The sequence below is a fragment of the Flavobacterium sp. UM26 genome, assembly GCF_057922445.1.
Genome location: NZ_JBVHCY010000001.1, coordinates 414,059 through 431,251 on the forward strand (window position 1 = coordinate 414,059; position 17,193 = coordinate 431,251).

Annotated in this window: 18 protein-coding genes; 12 read left to right on the forward strand and 6 right to left on the reverse strand. The window is 34.7% G+C overall.

Features of this window, described 5'->3' with window-relative positions; all coding sequences use genetic code 11:
* Nucleotide 1: 1 nt before the first annotated feature.
* Genes ACZ1AQ_RS01830 through ACZ1AQ_RS01840 form a run of 3 tightly spaced genes read right to left on the reverse strand, consistent with a single transcriptional unit; the run spans nt 2 to nt 2,499 of the window.
* The gene (locus ACZ1AQ_RS01830; RefSeq protein WP_489631248.1) at nt 2-418 is read right to left on the reverse strand and encodes a DUF4296 domain-containing protein; all 417 of its coding nucleotides are present in this window, start codon (nt 416-418) and stop codon (nt 2-4) included.
* Between the two features lie 2 nt (nt 419-420).
* Nucleotides 421-1,761 carry a dihydroorotase gene (locus tag ACZ1AQ_RS01835; RefSeq protein ID WP_489631249.1) on the reverse strand — a complete coding sequence of 447 codons (1,341 nt, stop codon included), beginning with the start codon at nt 1,759-1,761 and terminating at the stop codon, nt 421-423.
* Nucleotides 1,762-1,773: 12 nt separating this feature from the next.
* Nucleotides 1,774-2,499 carry a polyprenol monophosphomannose synthase gene (locus ACZ1AQ_RS01840; RefSeq protein ID WP_489631250.1) on the reverse strand — a complete coding sequence of 242 codons (726 nt, stop codon included), beginning with the start codon at nt 2,497-2,499 and terminating at the stop codon, nt 1,774-1,776.
* Nucleotides 2,500-2,602: 103 nt separating this feature from the next.
* Between ACZ1AQ_RS01840 and ACZ1AQ_RS01845 the strand changes: the two genes are divergently transcribed.
* The 3 genes from ACZ1AQ_RS01845 (at nt 2,603) to ACZ1AQ_RS01855 (ending at nt 4,636) form a co-directional block, all read left to right on the forward strand.
* Nucleotides 2,603-3,274: a DUF4271 domain-containing protein gene (locus tag ACZ1AQ_RS01845; RefSeq protein WP_489631251.1), complete on the forward strand. Its 672-nt coding sequence runs from the start codon at nt 2,603-2,605 to the stop codon at nt 3,272-3,274.
* Nucleotides 3,275-3,286: 12 nt separating this feature from the next.
* A complete protein-coding gene (locus ACZ1AQ_RS01850; protein ID WP_064715680.1) occupies nt 3,287-4,036 on the forward strand; it encodes a uroporphyrinogen-III synthase in 750 nt (249 codons plus the stop codon).
* A gap of 129 nt (nt 4,037-4,165) precedes the next feature.
* Nucleotides 4,166-4,636 carry an Lrp/AsnC family transcriptional regulator gene (locus tag ACZ1AQ_RS01855; protein ID WP_300977672.1) on the forward strand — a complete coding sequence of 157 codons (471 nt, stop codon included), beginning with the start codon at nt 4,166-4,168 and terminating at the stop codon, nt 4,634-4,636.
* Between the two features lie 113 nt (nt 4,637-4,749).
* Here ACZ1AQ_RS01855 and ACZ1AQ_RS01860 read toward each other — a convergent pair whose 3' ends face one another.
* Complete coding sequence (locus ACZ1AQ_RS01860) at nt 4,750-5,436, reverse strand: zinc metallopeptidase (RefSeq protein WP_300977673.1); 687 nt, start codon at nt 5,434-5,436, stop codon at nt 4,750-4,752.
* A 163-nt stretch (nt 5,437-5,599) separates the two neighbouring features.
* Complete coding sequence (locus ACZ1AQ_RS01865) at nt 5,600-8,638, reverse strand: leucine--tRNA ligase (protein WP_489631252.1); 3,039 nt, start codon at nt 8,636-8,638, stop codon at nt 5,600-5,602.
* Between the two features lie 302 nt (nt 8,639-8,940).
* Between ACZ1AQ_RS01865 and ACZ1AQ_RS01870 the strand changes: the two genes are divergently transcribed.
* Genes ACZ1AQ_RS01870 through truB form a run of 4 tightly spaced genes read left to right on the forward strand, consistent with a single transcriptional unit; the run spans nt 8,941 to nt 11,646 of the window.
* Nucleotides 8,941-9,816 carry a cell division protein FtsX gene (locus tag ACZ1AQ_RS01870; protein ID WP_489631253.1) on the forward strand — a complete coding sequence of 292 codons (876 nt, stop codon included), beginning with the start codon at nt 8,941-8,943 and terminating at the stop codon, nt 9,814-9,816.
* Between the two features lie 52 nt (nt 9,817-9,868).
* Entirely contained in the window at nt 9,869-10,111 is a 243-nt protein-coding gene (locus ACZ1AQ_RS01875; RefSeq protein WP_159689881.1) for a DUF3098 domain-containing protein, read from the forward strand.
* Nucleotides 10,112-10,162: 51 nt separating this feature from the next.
* Nucleotides 10,163-10,957: an undecaprenyl-diphosphate phosphatase gene (locus ACZ1AQ_RS01880; protein WP_489631254.1), complete on the forward strand. Its 795-nt coding sequence runs from the start codon at nt 10,163-10,165 to the stop codon at nt 10,955-10,957.
* Nucleotides 10,957-11,646, forward strand: a complete 690-nt coding sequence (truB, locus tag ACZ1AQ_RS01885) for a tRNA pseudouridine(55) synthase TruB (RefSeq protein ID WP_489631255.1) — start codon at nt 10,957-10,959, stop codon at nt 11,644-11,646. The genes ACZ1AQ_RS01880 and truB overlap by 1 nt, the downstream gene beginning before the upstream one ends.
* Nucleotides 11,647-12,001: 355 nt before the next feature.
* On the opposite strand, the gene ACZ1AQ_RS01890 is transcribed toward truB, so the two are convergent.
* The gene (locus ACZ1AQ_RS01890; RefSeq protein ID WP_489631256.1) at nt 12,002-12,616 is read right to left on the reverse strand and encodes a thioredoxin family protein; all 615 of its coding nucleotides are present in this window, start codon (nt 12,614-12,616) and stop codon (nt 12,002-12,004) included.
* An 89-nt stretch (nt 12,617-12,705) separates the two neighbouring features.
* On the opposite strand from ACZ1AQ_RS01890, the gene ACZ1AQ_RS01895 reads away from it, so the two are divergent.
* From ACZ1AQ_RS01895 to ACZ1AQ_RS01915, 5 genes are all read left to right on the forward strand, one after another.
* Nucleotides 12,706-13,491 carry a patatin-like phospholipase family protein gene (locus ACZ1AQ_RS01895; RefSeq protein WP_489631257.1) on the forward strand — a complete coding sequence of 262 codons (786 nt, stop codon included), beginning with the start codon at nt 12,706-12,708 and terminating at the stop codon, nt 13,489-13,491.
* 62 nt (nt 13,492-13,553) lie between these two features.
* Nucleotides 13,554-14,261 (forward strand): UMP kinase, encoded by a 708-nt coding sequence (gene pyrH, locus ACZ1AQ_RS01900; protein WP_342691198.1) that lies wholly within the window; start codon nt 13,554-13,556, stop codon nt 14,259-14,261.
* A 70-nt stretch (nt 14,262-14,331) separates the two neighbouring features.
* Nucleotides 14,332-14,895, forward strand: a complete 564-nt coding sequence (frr, locus tag ACZ1AQ_RS01905; protein ID WP_489631258.1) for a ribosome recycling factor — start codon at nt 14,332-14,334, stop codon at nt 14,893-14,895.
* Nucleotides 14,896-15,035: 140 nt separating this feature from the next.
* Nucleotides 15,036-16,475, forward strand: a complete 1,440-nt coding sequence (locus tag ACZ1AQ_RS01910; protein WP_489631259.1) for a hypothetical protein — start codon at nt 15,036-15,038, stop codon at nt 16,473-16,475.
* Nucleotides 16,476-16,484: 9 nt separating this feature from the next.
* Nucleotides 16,485-17,099 (forward strand): hypothetical protein, encoded by a 615-nt coding sequence (locus tag ACZ1AQ_RS01915; protein ID WP_489631260.1) that lies wholly within the window; start codon nt 16,485-16,487, stop codon nt 17,097-17,099.
* Nucleotides 17,100-17,193 lie beyond the last annotated feature (94 nt).

Consider the following 17,193-nt stretch of genomic DNA (forward strand, 5'->3'; position numbering starts at 1 on the left):
GTTATTGCGCTAATTTTTCTGCTCTACTTTTTGAATGAGTTTTTGAATTCAGCTTTAGTTTTTCTTGCTTACGTTTTATAATGGTATCCATTTTATCACTATTAGCTTGCAGTCGCTTCTGCACTTGCTCAAACATAGCTTTATACTCCTCAATAGAAGACGCATAATAAATATTACTCTGCGAAAACTGTGCGCTATCTATTTTATATTTTTTAAAAATGAATTCTTTAGGCGAAATTTTTTGGTACTCCGTTTTAGACATCATTTGGTATTTTGAAGCTTCTAGCAAGGCCAAATCATAAAAAACATTGACCATAACCGCTTTGTCAATCAACTTTTTTGGAGCTTTGACTGTTTCTTCTTTTCGACATCCAACGAATGAAACTAAGAGTGCAAAAAATAGGATTCCTTTTTTCATTTTTATCTATCAAATAATAATCGTTTACCAGCTTTCTTTGGACTTACTTTGAATCCTTGGTACACCAATTGACCGTTTACAAAAGTGTGGGTAATTCTAGATTTGAAAGTATAACCTTCAAAAGGAGACCAACCACATTTGGCTAAAATATTTTCTTTTTTCACACTCCAAGGCAAGCCGGCATTCACAATAGCTAAATCAGCATAATACCCAACTTTAATAAAACCACGTTTCTCGATTTTGAAAAGCGATGCTGGATTGTGACACATTTTTTCCACAATTTTTTCGATGGTTATTTTTCCTTGATGATAAGCTTCAAACATCGCCACTACTGCGTGTTGCACCAATGGTCCGCCAGAAGGGGCTTTGGTATACACTTGACTTTTCTCTTCCAAGGTATGAGGAGCGTGATCTGTAGCAATTACATCAATTCTTCCATCATTTACTGCTTTCCATAAAGCTTCGCGGTCATTGGCTGTTTTAACCGCTGGATTCCATTTGATAAAGTTTCCTTTGGTCTTATAATCTTCGTCTGAGAACCATAAGTGGTGAATACATACTTCCGCAGTAATCATTTTCTCAGCTAAAGGAATTTTATTGGTAAACAAATCCAGTTCCTTGGCAGTAGAGATATGAAAAACGTGTAATCTTGCTCCTGTTTTTTTGGCCAATTCAACGGTTCTTGATGAAGAAAGATAACAAGCTTCTTCTGTACGAATCAAAGGATGGCACTCTACTGGAATGTCATCACCGTATTGCTCTTTGTATTTGGCTAAATTCGATTTCACTGTACTTTCATCTTCACAGTGCACAGCGATTAATAATTTGGTACTTGAAAAGATTTTCTCCAAAGAATCCGTACTGTCTACTAACATATCTCCTGTTGAAGAACCCAAAAAAAGCTTAAGTCCCGCAACATTTCGCGGATTTGTCTTTAATATTTCCTCCAAATTATCGTTGGTTCCACCCATCATAAATGAGTAATTAGCAAAAGAAGACTCCGCTGCAATTTGGTATTTTTGTTCTAATAATTCTTGGGTTACTGCATTAGGAACCGTGTTAGGTTGTTCAATGAATGAAGTTATTCCGCCAGCTACAGCTGCTCTCGATTCAGATTCAATATCCCCTTTATGAGTAAGACCTGGTTCTCTAAAATGCACTTGGTCATCAATTGCACCTGGAATCAAATAGTTTCCTTCGGCATCAATTATTTTACAATCGGATGACTTTGGACTAATCGTTTCGGCAATTTCAACAATTAAATCATTTTCAATTAATAAATCGCCTTCAAAAATGGTTCCCTCATTTACAATCTTAGCATTCTTTATTAAAATCTTATTCATATTTAAATGGTTTTAAAGTCTTCCTATTAACTGGCGCAATCGAAGTGAAATTACTCCAAAAACAGCTTCAATAATAATGGAGTTACTCATCTTGGAAACTCCTTTGGTTCGATCCGTAAAAATAATCGGAACCTCGGCAATATCAAATTTTTTACAGTAGGTTCTGTATTTCATTTCAATTTGAAAAGCATAGCCTACAAACTTTATTCTATCAATATTAATGCGTTCCAATACTTCTCTTTTGTAACAAACAAATCCTGCGGTTGCATCATGAATTTTCATGCCAGTAATCAATCTTACATAAACCGAAGCAAAGTAGGACATCAAAACACGACTCAATGGCCAGTTAACGACATTTACTCCCGTAACATAACGAGAACCAATGGCTAAATCTGCTCCGCCAAAATGACAAGCGTCATATAATCTTTCTAAATCATTTGGATTATGTGAGAAATCAGCATCCATTTCAAAAATGAACTGATACTTGTGTTGTAATGCCCATTTAAATCCATGAACATATGCGGTTCCAAGACCTGATTTTTCTTTTCTTTTTTCTAAAAACAATCTTCCTGGATATTCTTCTTGAAGCAAAACAACCTTATCTGCGGTGTGATCGGGTGAATTATCATCTATGATTAGAACATGAAAAGACTTGTGCTGAGAAAGTGTAGCTCGAATGATTTTTTCGACATTCTCAATTTCGTTATAGGTTGGAATTATAACAATACTATCGTTCATATTTGTAGCAATTTCACGGCAAAAGTAAACTTTTTATAGCATTTGATTCATAATAAATCTATAATAAAAAGATTGAAACAAAAAATTAGTAATTTTGTTGGCTATGATGGATCCCGTACTTCACCCGAGAATAATAGAGAACAAAGACTGGGCAACAGCACTTTTTGTCTTGTCCTTAATCTTAATCGCTTTGACCAAATCGGTCTTTGAAAATCGCTTTAATGATTTTACCAAATTAATTTATTCGGACAAATACATCAAAATGTATCGCGACAGTAGCCATTTGATGAGTGGTTTTACTATTGCATTATTTGTGGTTCAAATCATTTCATTTGCCTTTTTTTTACAACTCTTTTTGAGCTATTATGGGCGAGCTTCTAAATCAGATTGGATGTTATTCATTCAACTATTCACTTTTATCACCTATTTTGTTTTGGCTAAATTCTTGATTGAGAAGATTATTGCTACTGCCTTCAAAATAGAAGAATTCATGGAGCAATTCAATCTCAAAAAAGTCACCTATCGTACTTATATTGGGCTAATTATCTTACCCATAGACTTGATTCTTTATTATTTTGACACCTTTTCAAAAAACATTTTTTTACCAATTTTTACTATCGCATTGATAATAAACATCTTCACTTATTTGCTCACAATAAAAAACTACCAAAGTTTAATTATGGGTAAATTGTTTTATTTTATTTTATATCTTTGCGCACTTGAAATAGCCCCCTATTATTTTATGTATTATTGGTTTACAAAAGGGAATACTTAGACAATATCAACTATGAAAGTGAAAACAATTTTGGTGTCACAGCCAGAACCTAAAGTAGAGAACTCTCCTTACTTTGAGTTGCAACAAAAGCATAAAGTAAAAATTGATTTCAGGCCTTTTATTCATGTAGAAGGAGTCAGCGCAAAAGAAATTCGATTGCAAAAAATCGACTTACACAATTACAGCGCCATTATTTTAACCAGTCGTAATGCGGTAGATCACTTTTTTAGAGTGGCCGAAGAAATGCGATACAAAGTTCCCGAAGATTTAAAATATTTTTGTCAATCAGAAGCCATTGCTTTTTACCTTCAAAAATATGTAGTGTACAGAAAACGTAAAATCTACGTTGGACCAAAAGATTTCGCCGATTTATCTCCGCTAATCAAAAAATACAAAGACGAAAAATTCTTATTACCCGCATCAGATCAATTGAATGCAGATATTCCTGTAACATTGAACGCACTGAAAGTAGATTGGACTCCAGCTACTTTTTACAAAACAGTAATGAGTGACCTATCGGATTTGGCTGATGTTTATTATGATGTTTTGGCTTTTTTCAGTCCAACTGGAATTAAATCATTGTACAAAAACTTCCCTGATTTTGAACAAAACAATACAAGAATTGCTGTTTTTGGAAGCACCACTCAAAAAGAAGCTTTAGATCATGGATTGCGTGTAGATATTATGGCACCAACCCCTGGAACGCCTTCGATGACTATGGCGTTAGAAAAATATATTGCAGAAGCAAACAAAGGAAAATAAAACATTTAAATTCCAAAATATAAAATCCAAATTCCAATTACTAAACGGAATTTGGATTTTTTATATCCTCAAATTTGATTTTAACTTCAAATCTAAACTAAAATCATTATTTTAGTTAAAAATTATAATATGAAGATCAATTCTCTTATAGTTGAAATTGACGGTATTGACAAAGAAATTTTGCGTTACCTTATGGAAGATGCTAGAAAACCCATTTTGCAAATCGCTAATAAAATTGGAATTTCAGGAGCGGCCATTCATCAACGACTGCGCAAATTGGAGCAATCGGGCGTAATTTCTGGGTCAAAATTTACGGTAAGCCATAAAGTATTAGGCTATAACACTATGGCTTTCGTTGGAGTATATCTCGATAAAGCCGCCCGAAATTCAGAAGCGGTAAAAGATTTAAAAAAAATTCCAGAAGTACTCGAATGTCATTACACTACTGGCAATTGGTCTATTTTGATTAAAATCATTTGCCGAGATAACGAACACTTAATGCAACTCTTGAATTCAAAAATCCAGACCATCGAGGGCGTTTCCAGAACTGAAACATTTATTTCGCTAGAGCAACAAATAGAGCGTCAAATACAACTCTAAAAATTTCAAATTCCAAATTCCAAATTCCAAATTCTAAATTCCAAGTAAAATAAAAATTCCAACCTCATGACTTCGAGATTGGAATTTGAATGTTCTGTTTTGGAATTTTTCTTTTACTCCCTTCTACCACCTAAATAGATAGAAACATAGTACAACAAAGTAGCTATGGAACCTAAAGCAGCTACTACATAAGTTCTAGCTGCCCATTTTAAAGAATCTTCGGCTCCATCATACTCGGCACGATTGAGCATATTTTTGTTTTTCAACCAAGCCAAAGCGCGATTACTTGCGTCATATTCTACGGGTAAAGTAACAATAGAAAATAAAGTTGTTGCTGCAAAAATCACAATACCAATCAACAACAAGCTCGGAAAGGTTTTAATCATAAGAATTCCTGCTAACAAAATCCATTGCACAAATCCAGAAGCTACACTTACAATCGGTACCAATTTGGAGCGCATTTGCAACCATTCGTACCCCACAGCATGTTGTACAGCATGACCACATTCGTGCGCCGCAACAGCTGCCGCTGCTGCATTACGCTGATTGTATACCGCCTCACTCAAATTCACAGTTTTATCTACCGGATTATAATGGTCTGTTAATTGCCCAGGAGTCGAAATGACACGAACATCATAAATCCCATTATCTGCGAGCATTTTTTGAGCAATCTCAGCGCCAGACATACCGTTTTGTAATTGCAATTTAGAATAGTGTTCAAATTTACTCTTCAATCTTGAACTTACTAACCAGCTGAAAAGCATAATGGCTCCAGCCAAAATCAAATAACCACTTCCCATATTCTTGTTTTTTAGTTTATATTTTTGTCTCCTATTGCGACAACAATTTACGAACCAAACTCTAAAAATGCCATTTTGACACGAGTTAAATATTCCATAAAAAAAATCCAAACTCCAATCGTGAAATTGGAATTTGGATTTTTTAAAGTTAGAATTTAATAATTTACCCTACCAAGTTGATGATTTTTCCTGGCACAATAATCACTTTATTGGGCGTTCTGCCGTCTAATTGTTTTTGGGTTCTTTCGTCTTGCATTACGATTTCCTCGATTTGTTCTTTGGTTAAATCCAAAGGCAATTTGATGGTAAAACGCATTTTCCCGTTGAAAGAAACTGGATATTCTTTTTCACTTTCAACCAAATGTTGTGGGTCAAAAACTGGAAACGGAACTGTTGCAATAGACCCTTGGTGACCTAACAACGACCATAATTCCTCAGCGATATGAGGCGCATAAGGCGAAATTACAACCGCCAACGGTTCTAAAATGGCACGAGAATGACAGTTTTGTGATGACAATTCGTTGACACAAATCATAAATTGTGACACCGAAGTATTGAAAGAGAATCCTTCAATGTCTTCTGCCACTTTTTTGATGGTTTTGTGTAATGATTTTAAGTTGTCTTTGGTAGGTTCGTCGTTGTTTACAATCAAACCGTTTTCATCAAAATACAAACGCCATAATTTTTTCAAGAAACCAAAAACTCCCGAAATCCCTGCGGTATTCCAAGGTTTGGCTTGCTCTAATGGTCCTAAAAACATTTCGTACAAACGCAACGTATCGGCTCCGTATTCTGCACAAATATCATCGGGAGTTACCACATTGTATTTCGATTTCGACATTTTTTCGACCTCTCTTTTTACAATATAATCTTCTGCTTCATTTAAAAATGGAATCCCTTTATATTGTGGCATCCAACTTCTAAGCCTATCTTTATCAATTACATTTGAAGTACCAACTAGCAAAGAAACATCAACGCTTGCTTTAATTAAATTCTCTGCCGAGTAATAAATTTGAACATTCTTTAATTCAGAAGTATTTACTTTAATCCATTCATCAACCAAAGAATTGCGATTATTTATTTTTATATCATTATATATTTCTTCATTAATAACAAGAGATTTTGGCGCAATAGCAGCATCTAATAAATTACTTACATCATTTAAATCATTCTCGTACAAAAAAGAATTACTTAAAGTTGTTTTTGCTTGCAATAAAACAATAAAAACAAAAGCGCTTTCTCCCAAAATCATCCCTTGATTAATCAATTTCTTGAAGGGTTCTTCGGTTGGAGCAAAACCTTTGTCTTTTAAGAATTTGTTCCAAAAACGAGAGTACAACAAGTGACCCGTCGCGTGTTCGCTTCCGCCAATGTATAAATCTACGCTTTCCCAATATTTCAAAGCCTCGGTAGAAGCAAATTCGGTTTCGTTTTGCGCATCCATATAACGCATCCAATACCAAGAACTTCCTGCCCATCCTGGCATCGTATTCAATTCTAAAGGAAAAATGGTTTGGTTGTCTATCAACTGAGTACTAACCACTGAGCACTGAACACTATCCCAAGCCCAAACTGCTGCATTCCCCAAAGGAGGCAATCCGTCTTCGGTTGGTAAATACTTCTCAACTTCAGGCAAAACGATTGGCAAATGTTTGGCATCAATCATTTGTGGCAAGCCGTTCACATAATATACAGGGAAAGGCTCTCCCCAATAGCGTTGACGCGAGAACACCGCATCACGCAAACGGTAATTGATTTTTCCTTTACCTTGACCTATTGCTTCAAGTTCTGCAATTACTTTCTGAGTTGCTTCTTTATAACCTAAGCCGTTCAAGAAATCAGAATCGATTAATTGAAACCCTTCTTTGGCACCAAAAGCCGCTTCTGAAATGTCTTGGTCAAAAATATTTTTGATGGTTGGCATTCCGTTTTGACCTTTGAAGAAATTTGCAAAAGCATAATCTCTTTCGTCTCCACAAGGTACCGCCATTACGGCTCCAGTTCCGTAACCCGCCAACACATAATCGCCAATCCAAACTGGAATGGGTTCTTTGGTAAACGGATGTTCTGCATAAGCACCCGTGAACACTCCCGAAATGGTTTTCACATCGGCCATACGCTCTCTTTCGGAACGTTTCGCTGTTTTTTCAATATAAGCTTCTACGGCTTCTTTTTGTTCAGTAGTTGTGATTTGAGCCACCAATTCGTGTTCTGGAGCCAAGGTCATAAACGTTACTCCAAAAATAGTATCAGGTCTGGTTGTAAATACGTCAATACTTGCTTCGTGATTTTGCACATTGAAAGTTACCATCGCCCCAACCGATTTTCCAATCCAGTTGCGTTGACTTTCTTTAATACTTTCGCTCCAATCAATTTCGTTTAATCCTTGCAACAAACGCTCTGCATACGCTGAAATTCGCATACTCCATTGCGTCATTTTCTTGCGAATCACAGGATAACCACCACGTTCTGAAACACCATTTACAATTTCGTCATTCGCCAAAACCGTTCCCAATCCAGGACACCAGTTAACTTCGGTTTCTGCTAAATAGGTTAATCGGTACTGCAATAAGATTTTTTGTTGCTCATCGGATGAAAATGCGATCCATTCCTTAGCTGAAAAACTAATGATATTGTCATCGCAAACAGCATTTACAGTAGTATTTCCCTCTTTTTCAAAAATAGCTGTCAAAGTCGAAATATCTTCGGCTTTGTCGGTGTCTTTATTGTACCAAGAATTGAACAATTGGATAAAAATCCATTGCGTATGTTTATAATAATCAGGATTGGAAGTTCTCACTTCTCTGTCCCAATCAAATGAAAATCCAATTTTGTCTAACTGTTTTCGGTAACCTGCAATTGCATTTCCTTCTTTATCAACTCCTCCGTCTATATTTACACGTGTCGTATCTTCTGGACGTTGTCCTGTTTGAATGGCATATTGTTCAGCAGGTAATCCAAAACTATCATAGCCCATTGGATGCAAAACATTAAAACCTTGATGTCTTTTGAAACGCGAATACACATCTGATGCGATGTACCCTAGAGGATGTCCGACGTGTAATCCCGCTCCAGAAGGATAAGGAAACATGTCCAAAACATAATATTTTGGTTTATCAGAGTTGTTTTGCGCTGCAAAAGTCTTGTTGTCAGCCCAATATTGTTGCCATTTGGCTTCGATTTTGTTCGGATTGTATTTCATTCGTTAATTTGTATTGTATTTTAAAGGTCTTATGCTTTCACTTTCGCTCAAGTCATTCCTCAATTTATATTGTTTTTAATGGAGTGGTGCTTTCGCCTACTCAAGTCATTGTTCTGTGAAGATTTTTGGCTGGTGATTTATCCATCTTTTTTATGTTTATAACAACAAACTAAAAACTATCAACCACAAACTAAAAATAAGCCGCAAATTTACATTTATTGTACGAAAGTTGAAAGTTTGGGCGTTATTAACTTCAAATAAAGAATTTGTTTGTTATTTTTACGCCATAATTAAAGTATGCTATGAGTTCTAACTTCGACAAATTTCAAAAACGCAGGTTAATTTCCTCTTATTTTTCGGTAGTATTGAGTGTTTTTTTGGTGTTATTCCTATTGGGAACATTAGGACTATTCATCGTGAATTCTAAAAAATTAGCCGATGATTTTAGAGAAAAAATTGCGATGACTGTTTTCTTCAAAAAAGAAGCTACCGACAGTACTTTTCAGGCATTTGAAAAAGAATTAAAAGCGGCTAAATTTCCGAAACAATTTGTTTATGTTTCCAAAGAAAAAGCAGCGAAAGAACACACAGATATCATTGGAGAAGATTTCCTTACATTCTTGGGAGAAAATCCACTTCAAAACTCCTACGATATCAATCTAAAAGCAGACTATGTGGTTCGTGATAGCATTGCAAGAATTGAAAGTCATTTTCGTAAAAACCCGATGGTTTCTGATATTGTTTATGACAAACAATTGGTAAATCTGGTAAACGACAACATCAAGAAAGTAAGTATGTGGATTTTAATCATCAGTGGTTTCCTAACCGTAATTGCTGTGTTATTGATTAACAGTTCCTTGCGTTTATCCATCCACTCTAATCGTTTTATCATCAAAACAATGCAAATGGTGGGCGCTACTAAATCTTTTATCCGAAAACCTTTTGTCATTAAAAGCATAAAATTAGGAATGATTGGAGCTGGTTTGGCTATCGTGGCTTTGATTTCTTTATTAGTTTATATCGAAACCAACTTCCCTGATTTAGGAATTTTAGAAGACAAATTAATCATTGCTGTGATTCTCTTGGGCGTATTTGGTCTTGGCGTTTTAATCACTTGGTTGAGTACGTACTTTGCTACTCAACGTTTCTTGAACCTAAGAACAGACGATTTATATTAGTATTTCAATATTCAGTCACAACTATTCGATAATTCATTAAGTTGAAATAAAAATGAAAAACAACGAAATAAAAAAAGAATTTCTTTTTGAAAAAACCAACTACATCATCCTATTAATAGGTATTGCAGTAATTGCCCTTGGGTTTCTGTTAATGTCTGGCGGTGGTAGTGATGACCCTGCCGTTTTTAGTGAAGCTATTTTTGACTTTAGAAGAATTCGCTTGGCTCCAACAACGGTTTTGATTGGTTTTGGAATCACTATTTATGCTATTCTTAAAAATCCTAAAAAACAGTAATTAGTCATTAGTGAATAATTACTGGCTTTACTCCATTTTACAAACATAAAAATGAATACACTACAAGCAATCATCCTTGCAATTATTGAGGGAATTACTGAATTTTTGCCTGTTTCTTCGACTGGGCATATGATTATTGCTTCGTCTTTTTTTGGAATCGCAGATCAAGATTTTACCAAATTGTTTACTATCGTAATTCAATTGGGAGCTATTTTATCGGTAGTAATTTTGTATTTCAAAAGGTTTTTCCAATCCTTAGATTTTTATTTTAAACTATTGGTTGCTTTTATTCCAGCGGTAGTTTTGGGATTACTATTGAGTGATTTCATAGACGGATTGCTTGAAAATCCTGTTACCGTAGCAGTTTCATTACTAATTGGTGGTTTTATTTTATTAAAAGTGGACGAGTGGTTCAATCACTCCACCACCGAAAACGAAAAAGAAATCACCTATCAACAAGCCTTTAAAATTGGTTTGTTCCAATGTTTAGCAATGATTCCTGGTGTTTCTAGAAGCGGAGCGAGTATTGTGGGTGGAATGTCGCAAAAATTATCCCGTACTTCTGCTGCTGAATTTTCTTTTTTCTTAGCTGTTCCTACGATGTTGGGTGCTACAGTCAAAAAATGTTACGACTATTACAAAGACGGATTTGTTTTGAGTGACGACCAAATAAACTATTTGATTATTGGTAATATTGTGGCTTTTATAGTGGCCTTATTGGCAATAAAAACCTTCATTGGTTTTTTAACTAAAAACGGTTTCAAAGTTTTTGGTTACTACCGCATACTTGCTGGTATTATCTTACTAATCATCCATTTTTTTATTCATCCTCTGACCATCATTTAATGACACCCGAAGACTACTTAGAAGGTCAAGTCCTTTTGATTGACAAACCTTTGCATTTTACTTCTTTTCAAGCGGTAAATAAGTTAAAATATTTGTTGATTAACAAAGTTGGATTGCCAAAAAAATTCAAGATTGGTCACGCGGGAACTTTAGACCCATTGGCTTCTGGTTTATTATTAATCTGCACTGGTAAATTCACCAAACGTATCACCGAATTACAAGGGCAAGCGAAAGAATATACCGGTACTTTTCATATTGGAGCTACTACTCCGTCCTACGATTTAGAAACCGAAATTGACCAACATTTTCCTACCGAACACATCACTGAGGCATTAATACACGAAACTGTGCAGCAATTTCTGGGAGAAATTGATCAAAAGCCACCTATTTTTTCTGCGATAAAAAAAGACGGCGTACGCTTGTACGAACATGCACGTGCTGGAGAAACTATTGAAATTGCAAGCAGAAAAACCACCATTCACGAATTTGAAATCACCAGAATCGCACTTCCAGAAATCGATTTTAGAGTGGTTTGTAGCAAAGGTACTTACATCCGATCTCTAGCCTTTGATTTTGGAAAAGCATTAGCTTCTGGAGCCCACTTAACTGTCTTGCGTCGCACCAAAATAGGTGATTATGATGTGACTAATGCCGTTACTCCAGCCGTTTTCGAGGAACGTTTAGGATAAAAAAAAACACATGACAATTTCTTTTTCTAGAACTTGCGATGTGTTTTCTTTAAAAATCAAAGTACTTTTAAATCATACTTTAAGCTTTTAACAGCTGGGGCTAGACCGAAGTTAATAATGAATTGTTGTCTTTCCTCCAAACAAGATTGAAGAAAAAAAGTCATAAAACTTTTCAAATAGCTTTTTCATAACGATGTTTTTTAAATTGTGCGACACTATTTTAAACACCAATAAAAAAGTAAATCAAATCAATAGACTTGGATAGCTGCCTCTAATTTACGACATTAATTTTATAATTAGAACTCTGACAAATAAAAAATATTTGTTAAACATTTGAAATAAAAGAACTTATACACTAAACAACCCCTTCGACACATTCTGGCATCAACGATAAAATCTCATTTTGAATACTCAATCCTTTGTCATGTAAGTACCATAATTGAAGTTCAGACTTAGCTGTTTGATCTACCACGCCATGCTCTTTTTTATAATTTGTAATTAATTCGGCGGCTCCTTTAGGTCTAGGTCCCCAATTACTAACGACCTCAGAAGTAGCTTTATCGATGATAATCAATTTAGGAATAGCTCTAGCTCCATTGGTCAAAAAATGTTGCATAAGCTCCTCATTTTCGTCTCGAAAAACAATTTTCAACTCAACTTTATCGGTTTCTAAAGCCATTTTATTTATAACTGGTATAATTTGTGCGGCATCTCCGCACCAGCCTTCAGCCAAAACCAACCAAATGTATTCGTTTTGTAACCCTTTTAGTTGTTCGGCTACGGCGACATCAACTTTTATCGTCTTATCCAAACGATTCATTCTCGTTTCGTTAAGCGAACTGTAATGTGTTAAATCTTCTGATTGTTCTTTACCCGTTGATTTTCCCTCTTTCAACAAATCAGAAACTATTTTTCTATAATTGGTATACGAATGACTATGAAATAATGCTTTTGCAATCGATGTTTTCATTTTATTATTATTTTTAGGCAAAATTAAACATATCCCCTGAATACTATTGTGACAAAAATCACCTATAAAAGAACTAATAACACTATTTGATGATAAATAATTCAAAATCTACAGGTTTAGTCTTATCTGGAGGAGGCTCAAAAGGTATAGCTCATGCTGGGGTTTTACAATTTTTAGAAGAACAAAACATTTTTCCTTCTCAGATTTCGGGTTCAAGTGCTGGTTCTATTGTTGCCGCACTTTATGGAAGCGGAAAATCTCCCAAGGAAATTTTAGCGTTCTTTAAATCAATTTATTTTTTCCATTGGAAACATTTTACCTTTTCGAAAGCTGGATTAATAGATCCAGAATCTTTCAAAGAATATTTTATAGATATCTTCAAAGATAGCGTTTTAGGCGACTTGAAAATCCCCATTCACATTACTGCAACCAATATGGTAAAAGGAAGCTTAACTATTTTTGATCATAATACTAAAACCATCGACGCCATTTTAGCTTCAAGTGCTTTTCCTGGTGTCATTTCGCCCTATGAAATTAATGGTGAATTGTACAGTGATGGCGGAATTTTGAACCATTTCCCAACAGAATTAATTCAAGAGTCCAGTGATTTTTTAATTGGCGTATATGTAAGTCCAATGCAAAAGATTCAGGCCAAAGATTTAACATCAATTAAATCGGTTACGAGCAGAGCCTTTGATTTACTTACCGCAAATTCTAGTTTAAATAAATTCAAAACATGTCATTGGTTGATTGAGCCTGAGGAATTATGTGCCTATAGCACTTTTGAAACGAGCAAAAGTAAAATGGATACTATTTTTAAAATTGGATACGAATCGGCTAAAAAAAGTTACGAAAAACTTAATTTATATATTTAAGTCTCGCTATTTCACAAAAAATAGAATATCGCTATATTTGCACCAAACAATTCAACAGACAAATGAAATACAAAAGAATCCTTCTCAAATTAAGTGGTGAAGCGCTAATGGGCGATTTAAACTACGGAATTGACCCTAAAAGATTAGCCGAATATGCTCACGAAATTAAGAAAGTTCACGCTAAAGGAGTAGAAATTGCCATTGTAATTGGTGGAGGAAACATATTTAGAGGTGTTGCTGGTGCAAGTTCAGGCATGGATCGCGTTCAAGGTGATTATATGGGAATGCTAGCCACTGTGATCAACGGAATGGCGTTACAAGGAGCATTAGAAGATAACGGAATGAAAACCCGTTTAATGACTGCTTTAAAAATGGAATCTATTGCAGAACCTTATATCAAAAGAAGAGCCGATCGTCACTTAGAAAAAGGGCGTATTGTGATTTTTGGAGCTGGAACAGGAAATCCGTATTTTACAACAGATACTGCAGCTGTTTTGAGAGGAATCGAAGTAAGTGCAGATGTTATATTAAAAGGAACACGCGTAGATGGTGTGTATGATTCTGATCCAGAAAAAAATGCTTCTGCTGTAAAATTTGATTATATTTCATTTGAAGACGTATTAAGCAAAGGCTTAAATGTAATGGATACTACCGCTTTTACTTTAAGTCAAGAAAACAAATTGCCAATTGTAGTTTTTGATATGAACAAAGAAGGCAATTTATTGAAAATCTGCGAAGGCGAAAACATAGGAACAGTAGTTAATATATAAGTTTATGGTTAAAGGTTTGTAGTTTATAGTTGACTGCGAACCACCAACAACAAACAACAACATTAAGATTATGACTGAAGAAATTGACTTTATATTAGAGAGTACAGAAGAATCTATGGAAGGTTCTATTGCACATTTAGAAAAATCATTTTTGAATATCCGCGCAGGGAAAGCTTCTCCTGCAATGCTAGGAAGTGTTTTTGTAGATTATTACGGGTCTGCTTCACCACTTTCTCAAGTGTCGAAAATTAGTGTGCCAGATGCGAGAACCATCACTATTCAACCCTTTGAAAAAAGCATGTTGCACCCTATAGAAAAAGCTATTATGATAGCCAATTTAGGGTTTAACCCAATGAACAATGGAGACGTGATCATCATTAGCGTTCCACCTTTGACTGAAGATCGTCGTAGAGAATTGGCCAAACAAGCCAAAGCCGAAGCCGAAGACGCCAAAATTGGAGTTCGTAACGCTCGTAAAGACGCCAATACCGATATCAAAAAATTAGAAAAAGAAGGTACCTCTGAAGACATTTGTAAAAGTGCCGAAGAACAAGTTCAAAACTTAACCAACACTTTCATCAAAAAAATCGATGAATTGCTAGCTGTTAAAGAAGCCGAAATTATGAAAGTATAACTTTCTCAACAAACATATACTAAACCGTCTCCAAAAGTATCTTGGAGACGGTTTTTTTTGTGTCCAAAAATCACTAAATGTGGGTATTGTGAGTGGATAGAGATTGCCTATTTTTACAATCCATTAACTAACCTCTTTTTATGAAAACAAACAAACAAACAAACAAACAAACAAACAAACTAAAAGGTAGTGTTTTAACCCTACTTGTAATGCTATATATAGGATGTATTCAAAGTTGTTCTACTGAAGAAGCTATAAGCGAAAACAAAGTTCTAGTTAAAACAGTCGGCAAAGATGAGGCTATCCAATTCTTGAAAAACAAAACCCGACTTGAAGATGGTTTATCAAAAAAAGCAGCTCTAAATTTCAATTTTGATAAAATAAGCCTTGAAAGATTATCTAATTCTACTGAATTGCTAACAGTGGTACCCGTGATCACAAATGCTAAAAACCAACGAACGCGTGCACTATTACTAAAGGTAGAAAACTCTATTGAAACCATTCTTTACAGAGAATACGCGGATGTTTCTTCTACAAAAAATAATTTTACAGGTATTATCCTTATGACGAAATTGAATGGTGATTTCATTAGAGCCTATAGATTAAAAAATAATGAATACGTTGTAGAGTTAGCACCGACTAAGGGAAATAAAGCTGCAAAAAATATAGTTGCAAGTTCCAACGAAACCGTTGACGGTGGTGAGTTACAAGAAGTAGTTATAGCACCAAAGAAAAAAAGGAATACTTCAAAACAAGTATATTTAACTTTAATGCCATCAGGATCTAGCAATACAACAGAGGAAGGCAACTATGTGTTTATATGGGAAAGTATGGGTGGTGGAGATGGTAGTGCAACATCCGAACAAGAAGAGACCGAACAAGACATTGCAGAAAGAGTAAAAAAGATTGTAGACTCTATTGATGATTCGGAGTTAGACGAATGTCCAAAAGATGTAATGAGCAAATTAAAATACTCAGGTAATCTTGATATTGCATTTGTTTTACAAAGTCTTGGGGCAAGTACAGATTACAAGGTAAATTTTGTTATGAAACCCGCGAGTTCTTATGCTGAAACTCAGAGAATTTCTAAATACAATTATGAAATCAGAGTAGACCGAACCCAATCTACTGATGGGACAAAATTGTTTAAAGCTGCTGTATTACTTCATGAAATTATACATGCACATTTTTTGAGCCTAGTAGATTATTATAACAGCACACCAACTACCTTTTCTCTAAATACTTCCTTTCCTGATTTATTTGAAGCCTATGTAAAAAGTAAATATCCAAATACCACAGATAAGCAAGATGCTCAACACTTAGAAATAGCAAAATACTATGTTGAGGCCATGGCCATGACCTTACAACAATATGATGCAAACTTTAATACAAGCTATCAAGTTTACAAAGATTTGGCTTGGGGTACATTAAAAGACGCTCCAATTTTCAGCAAAACATACTTACCTGGAAGCGAAGAAAGTATAAGGATATCAAATAGATATAAAGCAGAAGCCTTAGGCAGAGCAGTAGACCAAGGAACTCCAAATGAACAAGCTCCAGTAGGTAAACCATGTAATTAAAAATGAAAAATGAAACAAAATATCTTTAGCCTTACCCTCACTTTAATGGTAACTCTTTGCTTTTCATGTAAAGGATGGACACAAACAGTAAATGAGAAAAACAAAGCCCTCAATGATTACTTAGAAACCATTTTTAAGGACCCTACTCAAGTTATATACGTAGCCAAAGAAAAAATAAGTAACAATGAAACTTTAAATATTTTAAGTAAAAAGGATATTATCTTGATAGATATTGACGGAAATGGCACTGGAGACCCCACTTTTATTAAAGAGAAAGACTTCAAAACTTTACGGAAAACATATAAGAACAACTGTAAAACAGGTATTTTAATATGGTGTACTGATAAATATTGGTTAAAAGAGGATTTCAAAAACCACAAAGTTGTTCTAGAAACTGTAAAAACAGAGAAAAGAATACAAGCTATTAATGAAAAATATAACAATTATGAACTCATGGTATATAGTTTTTCGGAACCCATTTATTACCAAAACAAAAAATATTTGATTTTTACAGTTAACATATCAAGTTACTTCAGTTCTAAAACATATACTGCAATCATGAAAAAAAATAAATCAAAATGGATAATGACACATAAAGGAATCGATCCAGATGTAATGAATTAAATGTATTTCTGCTGCTTTCATCAAAAAAATCGATGAATTGCTAGCTGTTATGGCAGCCGAAATTATGAAAGTGTAACTTTCTCAACAAACATAT

What these genes read in the sequence shown, in the direction of transcription:
- ACZ1AQ_RS01915 (WP_489631260.1), top strand. Translation starts at nt 16,485, where the DNA reads ATGAAACAAAATATCTTTAGCCTTACCCTCACTTTAATGGTAACTCTT.
- ACZ1AQ_RS01855 (WP_300977672.1), top strand. Translation starts at nt 4,166, where the DNA reads ATGAAGATCAATTCTCTTATAGTTGAAATTGACGGTATTGACAAAGAA.
- ACZ1AQ_RS01860 (WP_300977673.1), bottom strand. Translation starts at nt 5,436, where the DNA reads ATGGGAAGTGGTTATTTGATTTTGGCTGGAGCCATTATGCTTTTCAGC.
- ACZ1AQ_RS01835 (WP_489631249.1), bottom strand. Translation starts at nt 1,761, where the DNA reads ATGAATAAGATTTTAATAAAGAATGCTAAGATTGTAAATGAGGGAACC.
- ACZ1AQ_RS01865 (WP_489631252.1), bottom strand. Translation starts at nt 8,638, where the DNA reads ATGAAATACAATCCGAACAAAATCGAAGCCAAATGGCAACAATATTGG.
- ACZ1AQ_RS01890 (WP_489631256.1), bottom strand. Translation starts at nt 12,616, where the DNA reads ATGAAAACATCGATTGCAAAAGCATTATTTCATAGTCATTCGTATACC.
- ACZ1AQ_RS01830 (WP_489631248.1), bottom strand. Translation starts at nt 418, where the DNA reads ATGAAAAAAGGAATCCTATTTTTTGCACTCTTAGTTTCATTCGTTGGA.
- ACZ1AQ_RS01870 (WP_489631253.1), top strand. Translation starts at nt 8,941, where the DNA reads ATGAGTTCTAACTTCGACAAATTTCAAAAACGCAGGTTAATTTCCTCT.
- ACZ1AQ_RS01875 (WP_159689881.1), top strand. Translation starts at nt 9,869, where the DNA reads ATGAAAAACAACGAAATAAAAAAAGAATTTCTTTTTGAAAAAACCAAC.
- ACZ1AQ_RS01840 (WP_489631250.1), bottom strand. Translation starts at nt 2,499, where the DNA reads ATGAACGATAGTATTGTTATAATTCCAACCTATAACGAAATTGAGAAT.
- pyrH (WP_342691198.1), top strand. Translation starts at nt 13,554, where the DNA reads ATGAAATACAAAAGAATCCTTCTCAAATTAAGTGGTGAAGCGCTAATG.
- ACZ1AQ_RS01895 (WP_489631257.1), top strand. Translation starts at nt 12,706, where the DNA reads ATGATAAATAATTCAAAATCTACAGGTTTAGTCTTATCTGGAGGAGGC.
- ACZ1AQ_RS01850 (WP_064715680.1), top strand. Translation starts at nt 3,287, where the DNA reads ATGAAAGTGAAAACAATTTTGGTGTCACAGCCAGAACCTAAAGTAGAG.
- ACZ1AQ_RS01910 (WP_489631259.1), top strand. Translation starts at nt 15,036, where the DNA reads ATGAAAACAAACAAACAAACAAACAAACAAACAAACAAACTAAAAGGT.
- frr (WP_489631258.1), top strand. Translation starts at nt 14,332, where the DNA reads ATGACTGAAGAAATTGACTTTATATTAGAGAGTACAGAAGAATCTATG.
- truB (WP_489631255.1), top strand. Translation starts at nt 10,957, where the DNA reads ATGACACCCGAAGACTACTTAGAAGGTCAAGTCCTTTTGATTGACAAA.
- ACZ1AQ_RS01845 (WP_489631251.1), top strand. Translation starts at nt 2,603, where the DNA reads ATGATGGATCCCGTACTTCACCCGAGAATAATAGAGAACAAAGACTGG.
- ACZ1AQ_RS01880 (WP_489631254.1), top strand. Translation starts at nt 10,163, where the DNA reads ATGAATACACTACAAGCAATCATCCTTGCAATTATTGAGGGAATTACT.